The following is a 22,025-nucleotide window of genomic DNA, read 5'->3' on the forward strand; positions in this document are numbered from 1 at the left end:
TTCAGCGTTCGGAAGATTCTTAGAAATCGATCACATACCGTTTCGTTCATTAAGGGTATTATCCCCTCCGCTGAAAAACATAACCCATAAATGCTAGCTGTACCAGGAACCACCTCCTTAGCCTGCGTAATCTCCCTTACGCAGGCTTATTTTTTGCCTGCCGTTTAAACTCTCCGAATCTCCCCAATTCAAATCTTTACTTTCAGGCGAAAAAAAACCGGGCATTACGCCCGGCTCATTAGGTGATTAAAGATTAATGTGCTGCTTCTGGCTTGTGCTTTTGTGCACTCTGGAAACCATAGGTCAGCTCATTTTTCTCTTTATCCAGCGCAACGGTCACCTGACCGCCATCCACAAGCGAACCGAACAGAAGTTCGTTAGCCAATGGTTTTTTCAGGTTATCCTGGACAACACGCGTCATTGGGCGTGCGCCCATTGCGCGGTCATAGCCTTTCTCTGCCAGCCAGTCACGAGCTTCCTGACTCACTTCAAGAGAGACACCTTTCTGATCCAGCTGAACCTGAAGCTCGACGATAAACTTATCAACAACCTGATGAATCACCTCGGTAGAGAGATGATCGAACCAGATAATGTTGTCGAGACGGTTACGGAATTCCGGCGTAAACACTTTTTTGATTTCGCCCATCGCATCAGTACTGTTGTCCTGATGAATCAACCCAATCGATTTACGCTCAGTTTCACGTACACCAGCGTTGGTGGTCATGACCAGCACCACGTTGCGGAAATCCGCTTTACGCCCGTTATTGTCGGTCAGCGTGCCGTTATCCATCACCTGCAGCAACAGGTTAAAGACATCCGGGTGCGCTTTTTCGATTTCATCCAGCAGCAGTACCGCATGCGGATGCTTAATAACAGCATCAGTCAGCAAACCGCCCTGGTCAAAACCGACATATCCTGGAGGCGCACCAATCAGACGGCTGACCGTGTGGCGTTCCATATACTCGGACATATCAAAACGCAGCAGTTCAATGCCGAGGGCTTTGGAGAGCTGCACCGTGACTTCGGTCTTACCGACGCCAGTTGGTCCGGCAAACAGGAACGAACCGACCGGCTTATGCTCATGTCCCAGACCGGCACGGCTCATTTTGATCGCTTCAGTCAGCGCCTCAATGGCTTTATCCTGTCCGAATACCAGCATTTTCAAACGGTTGCCCAAGTTTTTCAGCGTGTCGCGATCGCTCTGCGATACGCTCTTCTCCGGGATCCGCGCAATGCGGGCCACTACGGACTCAATATCCGCCACGTTGACGGTTTTCTTGCGCTTACTGACCGGCATCAGACGCGCACGCGCGCCCGCCTCATCAATCACGTCAATCGCTTTATCCGGCAGATGACGATCGTTAATGTATTTCACCGCCAGTTCGACCGCTGCACGCACCGCTTTGGCGGTATAGCGGACGTCATGGTGTGCTTCGTATTTCGGCTTCAGACCATTGATTATCTGCACGGTCTCTTCTACCGATGGTTCAGTGACATCGATTTTCTGGAAACGGCGCGCTAACGCACGGTCCTTTTCAAAGATATTGCTGAATTCCTGATAGGTTGTGGAGCCTATAACACGGATCTTACCGCTGGAGAGCAGCGGCTTGATCAGGTTAGCCGCATCCACCTGGCCGCCCGATGCCGCACCCGCACCGATAATGGTGTGGATCTCATCGATAAACAGAATGCTGTTAGTATCCTGTTCCAGCTGTTTCAGCAGCGCCTTAAAGCGTTTCTCAAAATCACCGCGATATTTGGTGCCAGCCAACAGCGAGCCGATATCCAGGGAGTAAAGGGTACAATCAGCCATGATTTCAGGCACATCACCCTGGACGATACGCCAGGCGAGGCCTTCGGCAATGGCGGTTTTACCGACACCAGACTCTCCCACCAACAGCGGGTTGTTTTTTCTGCGACGGCACAGTACCTGAATGGCGCGCTCCAGCTCTTTGTCCCGGCCAATGAGCGGATCAATTCCGCCCACTCGGGCAAGCTGGTTAAGGTTAGTCGTGAAGTTCTCCATACGGTCCTCCCCGCCAGCTTGCTCTTCGTTATTTGGCTGATTCCCAGAGTCAGAAGACTGGCTGGGTTCATCTTTACGCGTGCCATGAGAGATAAAATTCACCACATCAAGACGACTTACTTCATGCTTACGCAGCAGATAAGCCGCCTGAGATTCCTGCTCGCTGAAGATAGCAACCAGCACATTTGCGCCGGTAACTTCATTGCGTCCGGAGGACTGAACATGAAAGACCGCACGTTGCAGTACACGCTGAAAACTCAACGTCGGCTGCGTGTCGCGCTCTTCCTCACTGGCAGGCAATACAGGTGTGGTCTGTTCAATGAAGGCTTCGAGTTCCTGACGGAGCGCCACCAGATCCACAGAACACGCTTCCAGCGCTTCGCGGGCCGACGGGTTACTGAGCAACGCCAGTAACAAGTGCTCGACGGTCATAAACTCATGTCGGTGCTCGCGCGCTCTGGCGAAAGCCATGTTTAAACTGAGTTCCAGTTCTTGATTGAGCATAGGCACCTCCCCCAATGTTTATGCCTGCATTCAGGCTTTTTCCAGCGTACACAGCAACGGATGCTCGTTCTCCCTCGCATATTTGTTCACCATCGCTACTTTGGTTTCAGCCACTTCGGCAGTAAACACGCCGCAAATCGCTTTGCCTTGATAGTGAACTGCAAGCATCAGTTGCGTTGCACGTTCTACATCATAAGAAAAGAATTTTTGTAACACGTCAATAACAAACTCCATCGGAGTGTAATCATCATTGACTAATATCACTTTATACATAGATGGCGGTTTTAGCGCGTCGCGCAATTTGTCTTCCGCCAGCAGATCGAAATCCAGCCAGTCGTTCGTCTTACCCATTGTCAGTCGTCATCTTCAGTTACGGTTTCCGGCAGAAAATCTTGCCGCTGACAAGCAGCCTATGCGCACAATCAATCTACCTCAAGTATTAGATAACTATCATCTATTAGTGCCATCCGCGACATCTGTCACATAACCGACAATAGCGTTAACTGCTTCAAATTTTGATGCATTTTTACCCTATTCTGTCTGCCTGGCGCTTGACGCCCCGCCTGATTTCTCTAAATTGTAGTTTCGAGAGTTGGCGAGGTTTTGAACAGCCCCCACTCCGCCACCGGTTCATTCCATCTTACTTATATAAGATTTACGAAGGATGTCGAAGTATGGAAACGGGTACTGTTAAGTGGTTCAACAACGCCAAAGGGTTTGGTTTCATTTGCCCCGAAGGCGGCGGCGAAGATATTTTCGCCCATTATTCCACCATTCAGATGGATGGTTACAGAACGCTAAAAGCCGGACAGTCTGTCCAGTTTGATGTCCACCAGGGGCCAAAAGGCAATCATGCCAGTGTCATCGTGCCTGTCATTGAAGCAGAAGCTGTCGCATAGCTCTTCTGTCTCATTGTGTACATCCCGCAGTCAAAATGCCAGCCTTTGCGGCTGGCATTTTTATCTCTGTGGCATTATTCCCGCGCCAGAGCATCTACTGGATCCAGACGTGCCGCATTCCGCGCCGGTAGCCAGCCAAACAACACCCCGGTTGCAGTCGAACACAGGAACGCCGTCAACAGCGCGACGGGTGAGAATCCAATTTCCCAGCCCGGCAGGAATAGCTGAAGTGTAAAGGCGATCAGCATCGACAGGCTAATGCCCAACGCGCCGCCAACCAGACACACTAACACCGCTTCAATTAAGAACTGTTGCAGCACATCACTGGCACGCGCGCCTACCGCCATACGAATGCCAATCTCACGCGTTCGTTCGGTTACCGAAACCAGCATAATATTCATCACGCCAATCCCACCAACCACCAGCGAAATCACCGCCACCAGCGTCAGGAAGAGTTGTAATGTACGTGTGGTCTTTTCAGCGGTTTTCAAGACACCGTCCATATTCCAGGTGAAGAAATCCTTCTTACCGTGGCGCAACGTCAACAGTCGGGTCAGTTGCTGTTCGGCCTGGGCACTGTCAAAACCATCCTTTACTCGCACGGTGATCGAGTTCAGCCACGACTGCCCCATAATTCGTCCGGACATGGTGCTGTAGGGCAGCCAGACCCGCAGGATCTTGCTACTGCCGAACATCGACTGTTTCTCTTCTGCAACGCCAATTACCGTGGTCGGCATATTTCCCACCAGCACGACTTCGCCGACAACTTTCGCTTTATTGGGGAACAACTGGCGCCGGGTATTACTGTCGAGCACCACCACCTGAGCGCGCCCCGCCAGTTGCTCGGCGTTAAAGGTGGTCCCTTCGCTAAATGTCATGCCATAGACGTTGAAATAGTCGCCGCTCACGCCGTTAGCACTGGCAGCAACGTCGATATTGCCATAGCGTAACCGCAGGTTCTTCGATACTGCAGGTGTTACCGAACTGACCCAGGGCTGCTTCTGTAGCGCCGTCAAATCGTCATACTTCAATGCCTGTTGATATTGCGGATCGTCGTCGCCGAAATCTTTGCCAGGATAGATATCAATGGTGTTAGTACCAATAGCGCGAATATCTGCCAGAACCAGTTGTTTAGCCGCATCGCCTACCACCACGATCGACACCACAGAAGCAATACCGATGATGATCCCAAGCATGGTCAGTAGCGTTCGCATCTTATTCGCAGCCATTGCCAGCCAGGCCATGGTAAGCGCTTCACGAAAACCGCTGACAAACTGGCTCCAGCCGGATGCCGTTTTCACCGTTGGCTCCGCGATATCGCGTCCGCCAGAGGGTTTCTGTGGCGGCGGATTGCGCACAATCTCGCCGTCACGAATTTCAATGACCCGCTCGGCCTGTGCGGCAACCTGCGGGTCGTGCGTGACGATAATTACCGTGTGTCCGCGATCGCGCAGCTGATGCAAAATCGCCATCACCTCTTCGCCGGAATGGCTATCCAGTGCACCGGTGGGTTCGTCGGCAAGAATAACCTGTCCCCCGTTCATCAGTGCACGTGCGATACTGACCCGCTGCTGCTGACCACCGGAAAGTTGAGAAGGTTGATAATCAACCCTGTCGCCCAGACCCAGCCGCTGGAGTAATTCCTGCGCACGCGCCAGGCGCTGCTTACGCTCGGTGCCAGCGTAGACCGCAGGCACCTCGACATTTTGCGCCGCGGTTAAATGTGACAGCAAATGATAGCGCTGGAAGATAAAGCCGAAATGCTCACGGCGCAGCTGTGCCAGCGCATCGCTATCCAGCGTGGAGACATCCCGTCCGGCAACCCGATACGTACCGCTGGTAGGTTTGTCCAGACAGCCGAGAATGTTCATCAGCGTCGATTTACCCGAACCCGACGCCCCGACAATCGCCACCATTTCCCCGGCCTGAATGCTCAAGGATACGTCCTTCAACACCTCAACCTGGCCTTCACCTGAGGGATAGCTGCGGCGGATATGGCTCAGTTCAAGCAATGCTGTCATTTTGCAGCTCCAGCGTTGCCCTCGCCGGTAATGACTTCATCACCCTCTTCCAGCCCTTTCACGATCTCCACATCGGTGTCATTCCGCGCGCCGATAACCACTTCACGTTCGCGGGTTTCGCCGTTACGCAGTAGCCTGACGTTATAGCGGTTGTTACCAATAGGATCGCCCAGTGCCGACAGCGGGATCGTCAGAACATTTTTGACATCAGTGAGCTGGATATGGACCTGCGCGGTCATATCCAGACGCAGGATCCCTTTCGGATTGGGAACTTCGAAGCGGGCATAGTAGAAAATCGCATCATTCACTTTCTCTGGCGTCGGAAGAACATCTTTCAGCGTGCCTTCGTAGCGTGTCTGCGGATCGCCCAGTACGGTAAACCAGGCTTTTTGCCCAGGTTGCAGGTGAATTACATCAGCCTCAGAAACCTGCGCTTTTACCAGCATGGTGCTCATATCCGCCAGCGTCAGAATATTAGGTGCCTGCTGAGCGGCAATAACGGTTTGCCCTTGTAGGGTAGTAATTTGCGTTACTTCGCCTGCCATTGGCGCGACAATGCGGGTGTAATCAAGGTTGGTTTTTGCCGTATCGAGAGAAGCCTGATTACGTTTAATTTGCGCGTCAATTGCGCCAATTTGCGCCTGTTTGACCGCCATTTCGGTGGCCGCCGTGTCGAGATCCTGCTGTGAAACGGCCTGGGTTTTTGCCAGCTGTTGCTGACGGGAAAGCGTTACCCGCGCCAGTTTCCACTCAGCTTCTGCCTGTAAACGCTGGGCGCGCAATTCCATTAGCGTCGCTTCAACCTCTTTGATTTGGTTTTGCGCCTGTTCAGGATCGATTACGCCGAGCAACTGATCTTTTTTGACTTTATCGCCAATCGCGACCGACAGCGTTTTTAACTGCCCGCTGACCTGCGCCCCGACGTCAACTTTACGCAGCGCATCCAGTTTACCGGTAGCCAGCACGCTTTGCTGCAGATCGCCCGGACGAACAATTAATGTTTGATACTGAGGTAAAGGCGCATTAAGCGTTCGCCAAAGTGCAATTACCGCCACAATAAGGATGATGGCGAACAGAAAATAGCGTTTTTTGATTTTTCCCTTGAGCTTCATAAATGTCCCAATTCCCCCAATACGTCCACCAGAGTGGAGTGCTAAACATCAACGTTAAATAAATCGCCGTTGAAAAGCGCAAGAATAACAGAGTTATTGATGAATGGTTAAGATCCGCTGTGCTGAAATTAGTACCAGGGTATCAATCGGATTTATATTATGAGTCAACTAACTGAAAGCACTTTTCTTTCCACCAAACCCGTCACCAGCTTTGGTCTTTTTTACAGCCTGAGCAGCGGTCATTTACGTCCCGCACATTGCTGGGATAAGCGGAGCTTTCGTCGTAAGTTTATCTGGCGCTCACTCTTGATACCTCGCCTCACCCAGGAATGGATGACAGAACTGTCCCAATGGCCGGATCTTGAAAACCTGCTATCCCACCAACCCCGATTGCCGGTGCGTTTGCATCGTCCTTACCTTGCCGCAAACTTCACCCGTAAAATGCGTTTAGACGCGGTGCGTTTTCATTATAATGTTATCCGCCATGCATTTTTACCCGCAGAATTTAACGCCTTATTAAGCAATGACGGCTTACAACTGGCGCAAATTGAAGGCAAAGATGGCGATATATTTACCGTAACCATGATGATGTTCCCGGTGCTGGATAAAGAGGGAGAGAGCACTATTCAGGTGCAAAATGGCGACGGCGACGTACTGACTAAAATGACGTTTACGTTCTGCGAATATAATGGCACAAGTACATTATTTATTGGCGGTGTGCAGGGCAATGCGCAACTTCCTCACGAAGCAATCCAAAAAGCGACCAAGTCTTGTCACGGGATATTCCCAAAACGTATTGTAATGGAAGCCATTTGCCGGTTAGCAGAGCGATTGAATATCGATAATGTTATGGCAGTCAGCAATGAACAGCATATCTTTCGCAGCCAACGCTACCACGACAAAAATAAGGTAATTCATTCCGACTACAACGCATTTTGGGAATCGGTTGGTGGCGAGTGCGACAGACACGGGTACTATCATATTCCGCGCACGCTGGCGCGAAAAAGCGAGGCGGATATTGCCAGCAAAAAACGCGCAGAATACCGCCGCCGCTATCAGCTACTGGACAGCATCCATTCGCAGCTGTCGTCGATGTTTCGCCACTAATCCGCTCTGCCGCGTGCCAGCCACAGCACGCGGGAAAACATTTTTCGCAGCAGCGTTGGCACTGCGTCAACGCCGCGCCGCCCGGCTTCCATCGCTACCTCAATGGCTAAATCCGGTTTTGACGAACGATGTATCGCCTTGGAGATAATTTTGCGCATATTCATGGGCACGTTCTCCGGGATTTGCGCCACCCGGTGAAAGACGTCAGCAAACCCTTGGCGATACATAAAGTGTTCCATATCCAGCGCGGGGAGCATGGTCAAATGCTCACGCTCTTCCTCTCTGTCGTCATTCAATAAGCTACGTACCGTGGCCGCATACTTTTTCCCGGCTTCATCACCATCGACCAGCACATGCCACTCGATACCCATCCGGCGGGCGAATTTAACCAGCGGCTTAAGGCCGGACTGGGCGAATTCAATAACTTTAATCCCTTCTGCATCAAAGTGATGTCCGCACTGACGGGCCAGTTCGTTAATAACCCAGGTTTCCGTTTCGCCTTCTACCAGCAACCAGCAGCGGGCAAACAACGATGACGCACGATTAAAACGAATATGAAATGCGATTCGCCGACCATCTTCTGCACTGATCCCACCCGGCCCCAGCCGCCAGGCGGCGACGCGGGATGATTCACGAACCAGACGAACAACATGTTCCACGGGCGTAAGGGACAACAGCTCACCGGAATTGGTTGTCGCCACTCGCTGCAGAGGCAGTAAATTCAACAAGTGCCAGGCCACCGACAGCATGATGGGATGTAAACGCGTTTCCGGATCTTCCACCAGCAATAAAGGTCGGGCGTCTTTATCCAGCCTCAGCGTGCCTTTGGCCTGCAACAGGGTCGAAAACAGGCCCAACAGAATAACCCGGTGCGTACGTCCGCCGGGTTTATCAATCATGCGGTTAATAATGTCCAGATAGCGCCAGCTCCGTTGTTCGTTATTGGAGCGACGGCGCATCAGACGGTAGCGGGACTGGCCAGCCCCTTGCTCGGAAAAATAGTGCTCCAACAACTGCACCATGGCCGATAACCCCTGGCGGATCTGTCCGTCGGTCAGATTTTGCGGTCGGGTAGCCAGCTCACGCGCCAGAAAATCCAGTTGGCGGGCGGTGACTTCGACGTCCGCCGAATCCGGCACGGTACCGTTGCGGATCCGGCGCATAAATCGCGCGTCGCGCAGACGCAGTACCGGCATCAGGCGCACAAGATGCCGCGCCTGATCGTTAATGTCATCGAGAGGTAATGGATGGCCGTCGCCGTCAAGAAAACTGCGCAATGTCAGAACGCTACCGTCATCCGCACACTCGCCTTCCAGACGATAAAAAATGCGGTGATAGCCATCCTGGCACGGCGTCCAGCTGGCTTCCAGAGGGCGATAGCGACGTACCCGGTGACGCCCCGGTTGGGATTCACGAAACGTCAGGATAATGTGCAGGTGGTGTTCCCGGCCCTGTATGTCGCCCGGCGGGAACCAGAAATCCTCGCGGACAAAATGATACAAGTCTGGCTCCGGCGACAGCAGCAGGGTTAAGGCATCCAGCAGACTGGATTTACCCCACGCGTTCTCCCCAATCAGCACGTTGCTCTGCTCCAGCATCAACGACAGACGGTTAATACCACGAAATCCAACAATCTCAACGCGTTCGAGAATCATATAGCCTCCGGAAATGCTAACTTTTTCCTTCAAGTTATCAGGAGTATAACGGCAAGCGGAGGCTCAGGACACCCGATATCAATCTGGCGTGAATCGCAAAAGCAAAAAAAATAAGAATATTCTTCTTATGTTTTCTCCTGAATATAATTTCAGAACTTAATCATCGTCCTTTCGCTAATTGGACTATGCTTCATTCACCCAAGATTCAAAAAGGAATCGCAACATATTGCCTTAAATCAAATTTTTTCATCAATTTAACTGGCGAAGGGATGATATTTTTTTCTAAAATACCCGCTCTTTCATCATCGTCCCTTTTAGCGATGAATTACCGGGCAAGGAATACGAACCCGGAACTTTTAATTGAGGTGGTTATGTTCAGGAAATTAGCAGCTGAATTCTTCGGTACGTTTTGGCTCGTTTTTGGTGGGTGCGGTAGTGCAGTGCTGGCAGCCGCATTCCCGGAATTGGGAATTGGATTTGCCGGTGTCGCGCTGGCATTCGGCCTGACCGTATTAACCATGGCATTCGCCGTGGGTCATATTTCAGGTGGGCATTTTAACCCGGCGGTAACCTTCGGTTTATGGGCTGGCGGTCGTTTCCCGGCAAAAGATGTTATTGGTTACGTTATTGCTCAGGTTGTAGGCGGTATTGTTGCAGCAGCGGCACTGTATCTTATTGCCAGCGGTAAAGCGGGTTTTGATGCAACGGCCAGTGGTTTTGCATCAAACGGCTTTGGTGAACATTCACCAGGCGGTTATTCCATGCTTTCTGCCGTCGTCATTGAAATTATTCTGACCGCAGGCTTCTTATTAGTGATCCACGGCGCGACCGATAAACATGCTCCGGCAGGTTTTGCACCTATCGCAATTGGTCTGGCGTTAACTCTGATCCACTTGATTAGTATTCCAGTCACCAACACCTCCGTAAACCCGGCACGTAGTACCGCAGTAGCCATTTTCCAGGGCGGCTGGGCATTGCAACAATTGTGGTTCTTCTGGGTTATGCCGATTATCGGTGGGGTACTCGGCGGCCTTATTTACCGCACTCTGCTGGAAAAACGCGATTAATCGCTAACAAAAAAGGCCTGGCGCAAGTCAGGTCTTTTTTATCCTCTCTATATTTCCTTTTATTTGCAACTTTACTCCCCTCTTTGCTTTGAGTAGTGTGTGCTAGCGCATTTCGTCTTACTTCTCAGCAAGGATCTGGTTTTCATGTTTTCAGGGCTGTTAATCATTCTGGTTCCCCTTATTGTGGGCTACCTTATTCCGCTCCGGCACAGGACTGCATTACAACTTATCAATCGCCTGTTGAGCTGGATCGTCTACCTTATTCTCTTTTTTATGGGTATTAGCCTGGCGTTTCTGGATAATCTCGCCAGCAACCTGTTAGCTATTCTTCATTATTCTGCAGTCAGCGTGACGGTCATTATACTGTGTAATATTGCGGCGCTGTTCTGGCTGGAGCGTTCGCTGCCCTGGAGACACAACCACAAGCAAGAAAAGCTCCCCTCGCGAATTGCAATGGCGCTTGCGTCGCTCCAGCTTTGCGGCGTCGTCGTCATCGGTTTCCTGCTCGGCCTCACTGGGCTTTCCATTCTGCAGCATGCCACCGAAGCCAGCGAATATACGTTAATCTTTTTACTGTTCCTGGTGGGGATCCAACTGCGCAACAGCGGTATGACCTTAAAGCAAATTGTGCTAAACCGTCGGGGGATGATCGTGGCCGTCGTCGTCGTCGCCAGTTCGATGCTGGCGGGGGTTATCAATGCATTGATCCTCGGTCTGCCGCTGAAAACCGCGCTGGCGATGGCATCAGGTTTTGGCTGGTATTCCCTGTCCGGTATTCTGTTGACCGAATCGTTCGGACCCGTAATTGGTAGTGCCGCCTTCTTTAACGACCTGGCCCGTGAACTGATCGCCATTATGTTGATTCCAGGAATGGTGGGCCGCAGCCGCTCTACCGCACTGGGATTATGCGGCGCGACATCAATGGATTTCACCCTGCCCGTTTTACAACGCAGCGGCGGCCTGGAAATGGTCCCGGCAGCCATCGTCCACGGCTTTATTTTGAGTCTGTTAGTGCCTCTGCTGATGGCGTTTTTCTCCGCCTGACGCCCGGGCAAATACCTCTCTGGCGGTAGTCAGCTACCGCCAAAATTGCGCTAAATCAATCTCCCTGCAAGTAGTAGCAGAAATCCCTTTTATCCCTACGCGCACAGGCATAATCTTAAACATGTATATTAAATATAACTTTAAAAGGTGTGACCATGTTTTGTGTGCAATGTGAACAAACCATCCGTACTCCGGCAGGAAACGGCTGCTCTTACGCGCAGGGTATGTGCGGTAAAACGGCTGAAACCTCCGATTTGCAGGATCTGCTGATTGCTTCCCTACAAGGTCTGTCTGCATGGGCTGTTAAAGCACGTGAATACGGCATCATCGACCATGAGGTTGATAACTTTGCGCCGCGTGCGTTCTTCTCCACGCTGACTAACGTAAACTTCGATTCCCCGCGTATTGTTGGCTATGCCCGTGAAGCTATCGCCATGCGCGACGCCCTGAAAGCACAATGCCTGAACATCGACGCGAACGCAGCTGTCACCAACCCGATGGCCGATCTGCAACTGGTCAGCGACGATCTGGGCGACCTGCAACGTCAGGCCGCTGAATTCACCCCGAATAAAGACAAAGCGACCATCGGCGATAATATCCTCGGCCTGCGTCTGCTGTGTCTGTACGGCCTGAAAGGTGCGGCAGCTTACATGGAGCACGCCCACGTTCTTGGTCAGTACGACAACGATATCTATGCTCAGTACCACAAAATCATGGCGTGGCTGGGTACCTGGCCTTCCGATATGAACGCTCTGCTGGAGTGTTCAATGGAAATCGGTCAGATGAACTTCAAAGTGATGAGCATTCTGGACGCCGGTGAAACCACTAAATACGGTCACCCGACCCCGACTCAGGTCAACGTAAAAGCAACCGAAGGTAAGTGCATCCTGATCTCCGGTCACGACCTGAAAGATTTGTACAACCTGCTTGAGCAGACTGAAGGCACCGGTGTTAACGTTTATACCCACGGTGAAATGCTGCCAGCACACGGCTATCCGGAACTGCGTAAGTTCAAACACCTAATCGGTAACTACGGCAGCGGCTGGCAGAACCAGCAGGTTGAATTCGCCCGCTTCCCTGGCCCAATCGTGATGACTTCTAACTGCATCATCGACCCAACCGTTGGCGCCTACGACGACCGTATCTGGACCCGTAGCATCGTCGGCTGGCCGGGCGTGAGCCACCTTGAAGGTGACGATTTCGGTCCGGTTATCGCACAGGCGCAGCAGATGGCTGGCTTCCCGTACAGTGAAATTCCGCACCTGATCACCGTAGGTTTCGGTCGTCAGACCCTGCTGGGCGCTGCTGATACCCTGATCGACCTGGTGAGCCGCGAAAAACTGCGTCACATCTTCCTGGTTGGCGGTTGTGACGGCGCACGTGGTGAACGTAACTACTTCACCGACTTCGCCACCAGCGTACCAGACGACTGCCTGATTCTGACCCTTGCTTGCGGTAAATACCGTTTCAACAAACTGGAATTCGGCGATATCGAAGGTCTGCCGCGTCTGGTCGATGCCGGTCAGTGTAACGATGCCTACTCTGCCATTATCCTGGCGGTCACCCTGGCAGAGAAACTGGGCTGTGGCGTGAACGATCTGCCGCTGTCTCTGGTGCTCTCCTGGTTCGAACAGAAAGCGATTGTTATTCTGCTGACCCTGCTGTCTCTGGGCGTGAAAAACATCGTCACTGGCCCGACTGCGCCTGGTTTCTTCACACCGGATTTGCTGGCAGTTCTCAACGAGAAATTTGGTCTGCGTTCCGTGACCACCGTTGAAGAAGACATGAAGCAACTGCTGAGCGCGTAAGGAGTAAAGAATGACAATGCCAACTCATCAGTGCCCATGGCGGATGCAGGTTCACCACATCCATCAGGAAACGCCGGATGTATGGACAATTTCGTTGCTGTGCCACGATTATTATCCTTACCGCGCCGGGCAGTATGCACTGGTCAGCGTACGTAATTCAGCGGATACGCTGCGTGCTTACACCATTTCCTCAACGCCGGGCGTTAGCGAGTACATTACGTTGACCATCCGCCGGATTGACGATGGTGCAGGCTCACAGTGGCTAACCCGCGACGTGAAGCGCGGCGACTATATCTGGCTGTCCGATGCCATGGGTGAGTTCACCTGTGAAGATAAAGCGGAAGACAAGTTCCTGATGCTGGCCGCAGGCTGTGGCGTTACGCCAATCATGTCAATGCGTCGCTGGTTGGCAAAGTACCGCCCGCAAGCGGATGTACAGGTAATCTTTAACGTTCGCTCGCCGCAAGATGTCATTTTTGCCGACGAGTGGCGTGAATATCCGGTGACATTAGTTGCTGAAAACAATGCCACCGAAGGTTTTGTTTCTGGCCGACTGACTACCGAACTGCTGAAAAGCGTACCGGATCTGACCTCGCGTACCGTGATGACCTGTGGCCCGGCACCGTATATGGATCTGGTCGAGAAAGAAGTCAAAGCACTGGGTGTGACGCGCTTCTTTAAAGAGCAGTTCTTCACACCTGTTGCCGAAGCCGCCACCAGTGGTCTGAAGTTTACTAAGCTACAGCCGGCGAAAGAGTTCTATGCGCCGGTGGGCAGTACGCTGCTGGAAGCGCTGGAAAGCAACAAGGTTCTGGTTGTCGCCGCATGCCGTGCAGGCGTTTGCGGCTGCTGCAAAACCAAAGTGGTTGACGGTAACTACACGGTCAGCAGCACCATGACGCTGACCGACACAGAAATCGCTGAAGGTTATGTGCTGGCCTGTTCCTGCCATCCGCAGGGTGATTTAGTGCTGGCGTAATTGGCCGGTATCTGATGTGCAAAAGGCTGCCTGGCTGTACCGGGTGGCCTTTTTTTATGCTCTCAGGCGCTACAAAATTCTGATATTTTCACTCTCCCCGGCAAAATACCTCCTTCCCCCCGTAAATTATCGACCACACTTACACTTCGCAGATTAAGCATAATCTCCGACTACCACGTCGAACTTTCTACAAGGATCCCCATGAAAAAAGTGGCCATTGTCGGCGTCGGTCCCACCGGCATTTATACGTTTCATGCCCTGGTTGAGCGCGGTGAACCGCTGGAAATAGAGCTTTATGAGCAAGCTGAACAGGCGGGCGTTGGCATGCCTTATAACAGCGACAACAACGCAGACTTCATGCTGGCAAATATAGCCAGCATAGAGATCCCACCGATTTATATCAGTTATCTGACGTGGCTACAGAATCAAAGTGATGACTATCTGGCGCAGTTTCGGATTGAACGTAATTCTTTGCATGAACGGCAATTTTTGCCCCGCGTGATCCTCGGTGACTATTATCGCGATCGTTTATTCGCTATCGTCGAGAAAGCGCGAGGCTCAGGCTTCGCGATTAGCATAAACGAATTAAGCAAAGTCACCGACCTGCAAGCGACCCCGAATGGGGTCTCTCTGTGGATCAATCATGCTTTACAGCCTGTCGAGGTGGACTTCGCCGCTATCGCCACCGGTCATCTGTGGCCTGAAACGGATGTACAGACACGGAAGTTTTTCCCCAGCCCGTGGACCGGTCTGATGGACGTCCAGATTAGCGCTTGCCGGGTAGGAATTCTCGGCACCTCGCTCAGCGCGATTGACGCAGCGATGGCCGTGGCCTGCCAACACGGTGCCTTCACCACCGGGGCTGATAACGCACTCCAGTTTATCTGTAAATCCGACAGCCAAAGCCTGAAGCTGACCCTAATGTCGCGCAACGGTGTGCTGCCTGAAGCGGATTTTTACTGCCCTCTGCCCTATGAATCGTTGAATATCGCAACGCCTGAAGCAATTGAAGACGTCATTGTCTATGGGCAAAAAAGATTACTGGACCGCATTTTCCGGATTATTGTACAACAACTGCAAGATGCAGCCCCGCAATGGAGCCAAGAGATAGCACTTGAGACGCTCAACGCCGATACATTCCCCGAGGCCTACTTTGCCGACAGGCTTGAGCACGAACCTTTTGAATGGGCGAAGCGCAACCTGATTGAAGTTGAACGTAACAAACAGGAACAGCGTACCGTCGCGTGGCGCTATACCCTGCTGCGGCTACACGAGGTAATCGAAGAGATCGTCCCACATCTTGATCCGCCTGATGAAAAGCGCTTTAAGCAAGGACTGGCGCGCGTGTTTATCGATAATTATGCGGCAATCCCGTCTGAATCAGTCCGCCGACTGCTGGCGCTGCACGACGCCGGGCTGATTGAGATCCTCACACTTGGTGCGGATTATGAGCGTACGAATGAGCAGGAAATGACGGTAATTTACCACCACGGTCGACGCAGCGAATTCGATGTGTTTATTGATGCCCGAGGGCAACGGGCATTGCAGAGCAAAGATATCCCTTTCCCAACGCTACGCCATCAACTGCTGGCCTGTGGCGATGAGATCCCGGACATCGGCGAAGATTACACGCTGCAAGCGCCGGAAAACGCCCGCAATCGCATCGCTTTTGGCGGGCTGCCGTGGTTGATGCACGATCGTCCGTTTATTCAGGGACTGGTTGTCAGTGCTGAAATAGGCGCCGCGATGGCAAGGGCATTGACGCAGCGAGCGCTGAGACGTCGGCACAAACCATGGAACAGTGATGACATATAGATTAGCGACAGATTGAACGACGAGGCGGGCAAACCGTTAGCGCCCCCCGCCTCGGTATTGACTCTCAAATGGTAACTATCGCCAGGCAGAATTTCCTGCAACGGAGTAACGCCCCGCCCCCAAAAACGCCACGGCCAGCGCACCGATGAAGAAATACACCAGACTTTCAATCGCCCATGCACCGGTTTTATCCAGTGTCCAGGTTTCGCCCATCCCGACCATCAGCCATGCCACAACCATCGTAAACGCCAGCCCCAACGCTGCCGGACGCGTCAGGATGCCTAGAATAATCAGACACGGCGCTACAACCTCTCCCAGCAGAACGCCGTACGCAATAAAGCCCGGGAAACCTTTCGCTATCAACATACCGCTGATGCCATCAATACCAGCAAACAGTTTATGCAGCCCATGAAACAGCATCAGCCCACCGACGGCAAGGCGTAACAAAAACTTGCCAAAATCTTCGTGAGCCAGTATCCGGTTAACTGTATTTAATAGTTTTATAACCATTTGAATTTATTCCTTGTTTCACCATGTCCAATAACAAACTACGCTTAATACAGATTAAATGAAACCTGCCGGAAATAAGGGGTAATGAGAAGCATAACGATTATCTTCATCTAAACTTGTAACCGGTATCACATTAGAGGAGAAGGAAAACCATGAAACAAACGGTTGCCGCTTTTATTGCTAAAACACTCGAACAAGCTGGCGTTAAACGTATTTGGGGTGTGACGGGAGACTCGCTCAATGGCCTTAGTGACAGTCTGAATCGTATGGGCACGATTGACTGGATGCCAACCCGCCATGAAGAGGTTGCCGCTTTTGCCGCAGGCGCAGAAGCCCAACTGACCGGTGAGCTGGCCGTCTGTGCCGGCTCATGCGGACCGGGAAACCTGCACCTGATTAACGGCCTGTTTGATTGCCACCGCAACCATGTCCCGGTGCTGGCGATTGCCGCGCATATTCCCTCCAGTGAGATAGGCAGCGGTTATTTTCAGGAGACCCACCCGCAGGAGTTGTTCCGTGAATGTAGCCACTATTGCGAGCTGGTCTCCAGCCCTGAGCAGATCCCCCAGGTGCTGGCTATAGCTATGCGTAAAGCGGTGCTCAACCGTGGCGTCTCCGTGGTGGTATTACCCGGTGACGTGGCGCTGAAGCCCGCCCCTGAAAGCGCCACCACGCATTGGTATCATGCGCCGCTCCCGGTAGTCACCCCGGAAGAGGAAGAGCTGAGAAAACTGGCGCAACTGCTGCGCTACTCCAGCAACATCGCCCTGATGTGCGGCAGCGGCTGCGCCGGTGCGCATAAAGAGCTGGTTGAGTTTGCGGCTAAAATCAAAGCCCCGATCGTGCACGCTCTGCGCGGGAAAGAGCATGTTGAGTACGATAACCCCTATGACGTGGGTATGACCGGGCTGATTGGCTTTTCATCCGGCTTCCATACCATGATGAATGCCGACACGCTGATCCTGCTCGGCACCCAGTTCCCCTATCGCCCGTTCTACCCCACCGACGCCAAAATTATTCAGATTGATATCAATCCGGCGAGTATTGGCGCGCACAGTAAAGTTGATATGGCGCTGGTAGGCGATATTAAATCCACGTTACGTGCCCTACTACCTCTGGTGGAAGAGAAAACCGAGCGGCAGTTCCTGGACAAAGCACTGGAGCACTACCGCGAGGCGCGCAAAGGGCTGGATGATTTAGCCAAACCCAGCGATAAAGCCATTCACCCGCAATATCTGGCGCAACAGATCAGCCACTTTGCCGCTGACGATGCCATCTTTACCTGCGACGTTGGCACGCCAACGGTGTGGGCAGCACGCTATCTGAAAATGAACGGCAAACGTCGCCTGCTCGGATCGTTTAACCACGGGTCGATGGCTAATGCCATGCCGCAGGCACTCGGCGCACAAGCGACCGAACCAGGACGTCAGGTTGTGGCAATGTGCGGTGACGGCGGCTTTAGCATGCTGATGGGCGATTTTCTGTCGGTGGTACAAATGAAGTTACCGGTGAAGATTATTGTCTTCAACAACAGCGTGCTGGGATTTGTGGCGATGGAGATGAAAGCTGGTGGTTATCTGACTGACGGCACCGAACTGCACGACACGAATTTCGCGCGGATTGCCGAGGCCTGTGGCATCACGGGCATTCGCGTGGAGAAATCTTCAGAGGTTGATGAGGCGCTGCAAAGGGCGATGTCAATTGACGGTCCGGTGCTGGTCGATGTGGTGGTGGCGAAAGAAGAGCTGGCGATCCCGCCGCAGATCAAGCTCGAACAAGCCAAAGGTTTTAGCCTGTATATGCTGCGCGCAATCATCAGCGGACGCGGTGATGAAGTGATCGAACTAGCGAAAACTAACTGGCTCAGGTAAAACAGAGGGCATTACCTCACTTAAAAAGGAATGCCCGTGATTGATTTACGCAGTGATACTGTCACCCGACCCAGTCGCGCCATGCTCGAAGAGATGATGGCCGCCCCGGTCGGGGACGACGTCTACGGTGATGATCCTACCGTTAATGCCCTCCAGCAATACGCGGCCGAGCTTTCTGGCAAAGAAGCCGCCATTTTCTTACCTACCGGCACTCAGGCGAACCTGGTTGCACTGCTCAGCCATTGTCAGCGCGGCGAAGAGTATATCGCCGGTCAGGGCGCGCATAACTATCTCTACGAAGCGGGTGGCGCAGCGGTGCTCGGCAGCATTCAACCGCAACCCATCGATGCCGCGCCGGATGGCTCCCTGCCACTGGACAAAGTGGCAGCAAAAATCAAAGCAGACGATATCCATTTTGCCCGCACCCGTCTGCTCAGTCTGGAAAACACGCATAACGGAAAAGTGCTGCCGCGCGAGTATCTGAAAGAGGCCTGGGAATTCACCCGGGAGCGCAATCTTGCCCTGCACGTCGACGGCGCGCGTATTTTTAACGCCATCGTCGCCTATGGCTGTGAGCTTAAAGATGTCACGCAATACTGCGACTCGTTCACCATTTGTCTTTCCAAAGGTCTGGGAACGCCGGTAGGCTCGCTGCTGGTCGGCAGCCACGAGTACATCAAGCGTGCCATTCGCTGGCGCAAAATGACCGGCGGCGGAATGCGCCAGGCGGGTATTTTGGCGGCGGCCGGACTGTATGCGCTGAAAAATAACGTGGCGCGTTTGCAGGAAGACCATGACAACGCCGCCTGGATGGCGGAGCAACTGCGCGAAGCAGGGGCGGACGTCATGCGCCACGACACCAACATGCTGTTTGTTCGCGTTGGCGAACAGCACGCGGCCGCGCTGGGTGAATATATGAAAGCGCAGGGTGTGCTGATTAACGCCTCCCCGATTGTGCGCCTGGTGATGCATCTGGACGTATCACGTGAACAACTTGCTGAAGTCGTCGCCCACTGGCGCGCTTTTTTAACCCAATAAGGAGATGGGCGTGCCGCAACGGATTTTGGTTCTTGGCGCCAGTGGCTACATTGGTCAACATTTGGTACAGGCGCTCAGTCAGCAAGGGCATCAGGTATTGGCTGCGGCACGTCGCATTGAACGACTGGAAAAGCAGCAACTGGCCAACGTCAGTTGCCATAAGGTCGATTTGAATTGGCCAGATAACCTCCCCCCGCTGCTGGCGGGTGTTGATACGGTTTATTACCTGGTCCATGGTATGGGTGAAGGCGGTGATTTTATCGCCCACGAACGTCAGGTGGCGATGAACGTCCGCGATGCACTGCGTAATACACCAATCAAACAGCTTATTTTCCTGAGCTCATTACAGGCTCCCCGGCATGAACAATCCGATCATCTGCGTGCGCGACAGATAACCGCAGATACTCTGCGTGAATCAGGCGTGCCAATGACGGAATTGCGTGCGGGCATTATCGTGGGGGCAGGTTCCGCTGCCTTTGAAGTGATGCGCGACATGGTCTACAACCTGCCGGTACTCACCCCTCCGCGCTGGGTACGTTCGCGCACCACACCTATCGCGCTGGTGAATTTGATGTACTACCTGGTGGCGTTGTTGGATCATCCCACGCAACATCACCGCGTACTCGAAGCAGCCGGCCCGCAGGTGTTGAGCTATCAGGAACAGTTCGAGCATTTTATGGCGGTCAGCGGTAAACATCGCCTGCTCATCCCCATCCCCTTCCCTACCCGCTGGATTTCGGTCTGGTTTTTAAACGTCATTACGTCAGTGCCGCCAACCACGGCCAAGGCGCTGATCCAGGGCTTAAAACACGACCTGCTGGCCGATGACACCAAACTACGTGCGCTGATCCCGCAAAAGCTGATTGCCTTTGATGACGCGGTGCGCAGTACGTTGAAGGAAGAAGAAAAGCTGGTCAACTCCAGCGACTGGGGTTACGACGCGCAGGCGTTTGCCCGCTGGCGTCCAGAATATGGCTATTTCGCCAAACAAGCTGGCTTTAGCGTTGAAACCGCCGCCAGCAAAAAAGCACTGTGGCAGGTAGTGAATCGACTCGGCGGCAAAGAAGGCTATTTCTTTGGCAATATTCTATGGAAGACGCGCGCGGCCTTGGACCTGCTGGTCGGCCATAAGCTGGCAAAAGGTCGTCCCGAACACCCACTATTGCAAGTTGGCGACACCGTTGATAGCTGGAAAGTCATCATCGTTGAGCCGGAGAAACAGCTGACGCTGCTGTTTGGGATGAAAGCGCCGGGATTGGGTCGCCTGAGCTTCACACTGGAAGATAAAGGCGATCATCGACGCATTGATGTACGCGCCTGGTGGCATCCGCACGGTATGCCTGGACTCTTCTACTGGCTGTTGATGATCCCCGCGCACCTGTTCATTTTCAGGGGGATGGCGAAGCGTATAGCCAAACTTGCAGAACAAATCACAGACTAATGATAAAAAGAGCCTGTATTCTTTCATGTTTCCCATTGCATACAGGCGTATTTCACGGAAGAATGCGCACGACGTTTTTTAAACACAGTGGATTGATATGAAGGTACTGGTTACCGGAGCCACCAGCGGCTTGGGCCGAAACGCGGTTGAGTTTTTATGCAGCAAAGGCGTCAGCGTCAGAGCCACCGGTCGCAACGAAGCGATGGGCAAGCTGCTGGAGAAAATGGGCGCAGAATTTGTGCATGCGGATTTGACCGAACTGGTTTCTTCGCAAGCAAAAGTAATGCTTGCCGGCATCGACACGCTGTGGCACTGCTCCAGTTTTACCTCACCGTGGGGAACTCAGGAAGCCTTCGATCTGGCCAACGTTCGCGCAACTCGCCGTCTGGGCGAGTGGGCCGTGGCCTGGGGCGTTCGCAACTTCATTCATATCTCCTCGCCGTCGCTCTATTTTGATTATCACCACCATCGCGATATCAAAGAGGACTTTCGTCCGCACCGCTTCGCCAATGAATTTGCCCGCAGCAAAGCAGCTGGCGAAGACGTGATCGCGTTGCTGGCGCAGGCCAACCCGCAGACGCGTTTTACGGTATTGCGTCCGCAAAGCCTGTTCGGACCACACGATAAGGTCTTTATCCCGCGCCTGGCCCATATGATGTACCACTATGGCAGCATCCTGTTGCCGCACGGCGGAAGTGCGCTGGTAGATATGACCTACTACGAAAATGCAGTGCACGCGATGTGGCTGGCAAGTCAGCAAGCCTGCGATAAGCTGCCGTCAGGTCGCGCGTACAACATTACCAACGGCGAGCATCGCACTCTGCGCAGCATTGTGCAGAAACTCATCGACGAGCTGAATATTGATTGTCGGATCCGCTCCGTTCCCTACCCGATGCTGGACATGATTGCCCGCAGCATGGAGCGCTTAGGCAATAAATCGGCAAAAGAGCCAAAGCTGACGCATTACGGCGTCTCGAAGCTAAATTTTGATTTTACGCTGGATACTACCCGCGCTCAGGAAGAGTTGGGTTATCAGCCCATTGTGACGCTGGATGCAGGGATTGAACGTACCGCGGCCTGGCTGCGCGACCACGGTAAGCTGCCGCGTTAACCATTGCCGGATGGCGG

17 protein-coding genes are annotated in these 22,025 nt (G+C 52.9%); 11 read left to right on the forward strand and 6 right to left on the reverse strand.

Annotated features, from left to right (window positions below; translation table 11 throughout):
- Positions 1-253 precede the first annotated feature (253 nt).
- Both clpA and clpS read right to left on the reverse strand, forming a co-directional pair.
- Entirely contained in the window at positions 254-2,530 is a 2,277-nt protein-coding gene (clpA, locus tag C2U41_RS12855; RefSeq protein ID WP_003036804.1) for an ATP-dependent Clp protease ATP-binding subunit ClpA, read from the reverse strand.
- A 30-nt stretch (positions 2,531-2,560) separates the two neighbouring features.
- Complete coding sequence (gene clpS / locus C2U41_RS12860) at positions 2,561-2,881, reverse strand: ATP-dependent Clp protease adapter ClpS (RefSeq protein ID WP_003036810.1); 321 nt, start codon at positions 2,879-2,881, stop codon at positions 2,561-2,563.
- Positions 2,882-3,204: 323 nt separating this feature from the next.
- On the opposite strand from clpS, the gene cspD reads away from it, so the two are divergent.
- On the forward strand, positions 3,205-3,429 hold the full coding sequence (gene cspD, locus C2U41_RS12865) for a cold shock-like protein CspD (RefSeq protein WP_003036813.1): 225 nt from the start codon (positions 3,205-3,207) through the stop codon (positions 3,427-3,429).
- Positions 3,430-3,503: 74 nt separating this feature from the next.
- Here the strand turns inward: cspD and macB are convergent, their stop codons facing one another.
- On the reverse strand, positions 3,504-5,450 hold the full coding sequence (macB, locus tag C2U41_RS12870) for a macrolide ABC transporter ATP-binding protein/permease MacB (protein ID WP_103848836.1): 1,947 nt from the start codon (positions 5,448-5,450) through the stop codon (positions 3,504-3,506).
- Positions 5,447-6,562: a macrolide transporter subunit MacA gene (gene macA, locus C2U41_RS12875; RefSeq protein WP_016150621.1), complete on the reverse strand. Its 1,116-nt coding sequence runs from the start codon at positions 6,560-6,562 to the stop codon at positions 5,447-5,449. Before macA ends, macB begins: the two co-directional genes overlap by 4 nt.
- A gap of 159 nt (positions 6,563-6,721) precedes the next feature.
- On the opposite strand from macA, the gene C2U41_RS12880 reads away from it, so the two are divergent.
- The gene (locus C2U41_RS12880; protein WP_103848837.1) at positions 6,722-7,669 is read left to right on the forward strand and encodes a VirK/YbjX family protein; all 948 of its coding nucleotides are present in this window, start codon (positions 6,722-6,724) and stop codon (positions 7,667-7,669) included.
- Here C2U41_RS12880 and C2U41_RS12885 read toward each other — a convergent pair.
- Positions 7,666-9,324 carry an ATP-dependent endonuclease gene (locus C2U41_RS12885; RefSeq protein ID WP_003036822.1) on the reverse strand — a complete coding sequence of 553 codons (1,659 nt, stop codon included), beginning with the start codon at positions 9,322-9,324 and terminating at the stop codon, positions 7,666-7,668. The two genes, C2U41_RS12880 and C2U41_RS12885, sit on opposite strands and share 4 nt — an antisense overlap.
- Before the next feature lie 371 nt (positions 9,325-9,695).
- On the opposite strand from C2U41_RS12885, the gene aqpZ reads away from it, so the two are divergent.
- From aqpZ to C2U41_RS12910, 5 genes are all read left to right on the forward strand, one after another.
- Positions 9,696-10,391 carry an aquaporin Z gene (aqpZ, locus tag C2U41_RS12890; protein WP_003840208.1) on the forward strand — a complete coding sequence of 232 codons (696 nt, stop codon included), beginning with the start codon at positions 9,696-9,698 and terminating at the stop codon, positions 10,389-10,391.
- Between the two features lie 144 nt (positions 10,392-10,535).
- Positions 10,536-11,435: a lysine exporter LysO family protein gene (locus C2U41_RS12895; RefSeq protein ID WP_103848838.1), complete on the forward strand. Its 900-nt coding sequence runs from the start codon at positions 10,536-10,538 to the stop codon at positions 11,433-11,435.
- A 155-nt stretch (positions 11,436-11,590) separates the two neighbouring features.
- Positions 11,591-13,243, forward strand: coding sequence for a hydroxylamine reductase (gene hcp / locus C2U41_RS12900; RefSeq protein WP_003840204.1), 1,653 nt, complete (start codon positions 11,591-11,593; stop codon positions 13,241-13,243).
- 10 nt (positions 13,244-13,253) lie between these two features.
- The gene (gene hcr, locus C2U41_RS12905; RefSeq protein ID WP_103848839.1) at positions 13,254-14,222 is read left to right on the forward strand and encodes an NADH oxidoreductase; all 969 of its coding nucleotides are present in this window, start codon (positions 13,254-13,256) and stop codon (positions 14,220-14,222) included.
- A 201-nt stretch (positions 14,223-14,423) separates the two neighbouring features.
- The gene (locus C2U41_RS12910) at positions 14,424-16,037 is read left to right on the forward strand and encodes an FAD-NAD(P)-binding protein (protein WP_103848840.1); all 1,614 of its coding nucleotides are present in this window, start codon (positions 14,424-14,426) and stop codon (positions 16,035-16,037) included.
- Positions 16,038-16,112: 75 nt separating this feature from the next.
- On the opposite strand, the gene C2U41_RS12915 is transcribed toward C2U41_RS12910, so the two are convergent.
- On the reverse strand, positions 16,113-16,547 hold the full coding sequence (locus tag C2U41_RS12915) for a DoxX family protein (RefSeq protein WP_044701888.1): 435 nt from the start codon (positions 16,545-16,547) through the stop codon (positions 16,113-16,115).
- 152 nt (positions 16,548-16,699) lie between these two features.
- Here C2U41_RS12915 and poxB point away from each other — a divergent pair, with 152 nt between their 5' ends.
- The 4 genes from poxB (at position 16,700) to C2U41_RS12935 (ending at position 22,008) form a co-directional block, all read left to right on the forward strand.
- Complete coding sequence (gene poxB, locus C2U41_RS12920) at positions 16,700-18,418, forward strand: ubiquinone-dependent pyruvate dehydrogenase (RefSeq protein WP_003027264.1); 1,719 nt, start codon at positions 16,700-16,702, stop codon at positions 18,416-18,418.
- 36 nt (positions 18,419-18,454) lie between these two features.
- Positions 18,455-19,456, forward strand: coding sequence for a low-specificity L-threonine aldolase (gene ltaE, locus C2U41_RS12925; protein ID WP_071685247.1), 1,002 nt, complete (start codon positions 18,455-18,457; stop codon positions 19,454-19,456).
- Positions 19,457-19,466: 10 nt separating this feature from the next.
- On the forward strand, positions 19,467-20,897 hold the full coding sequence (locus C2U41_RS12930; protein WP_103848848.1) for an SDR family oxidoreductase: 1,431 nt from the start codon (positions 19,467-19,469) through the stop codon (positions 20,895-20,897).
- 97 nt (positions 20,898-20,994) lie between these two features.
- Positions 20,995-22,008 (forward strand): NAD-dependent epimerase/dehydratase family protein, encoded by a 1,014-nt coding sequence (locus C2U41_RS12935; protein WP_003840192.1) that lies wholly within the window; start codon positions 20,995-20,997, stop codon positions 22,006-22,008.
- The last annotated feature ends 17 nt before the right edge of the window (positions 22,009-22,025 follow it).

The organism is Citrobacter freundii complex sp. CFNIH4, assembly GCF_002934505.1.
Classification (GTDB): Bacteria; Pseudomonadota; Gammaproteobacteria; order Enterobacterales; family Enterobacteriaceae; genus Citrobacter; species Citrobacter freundii.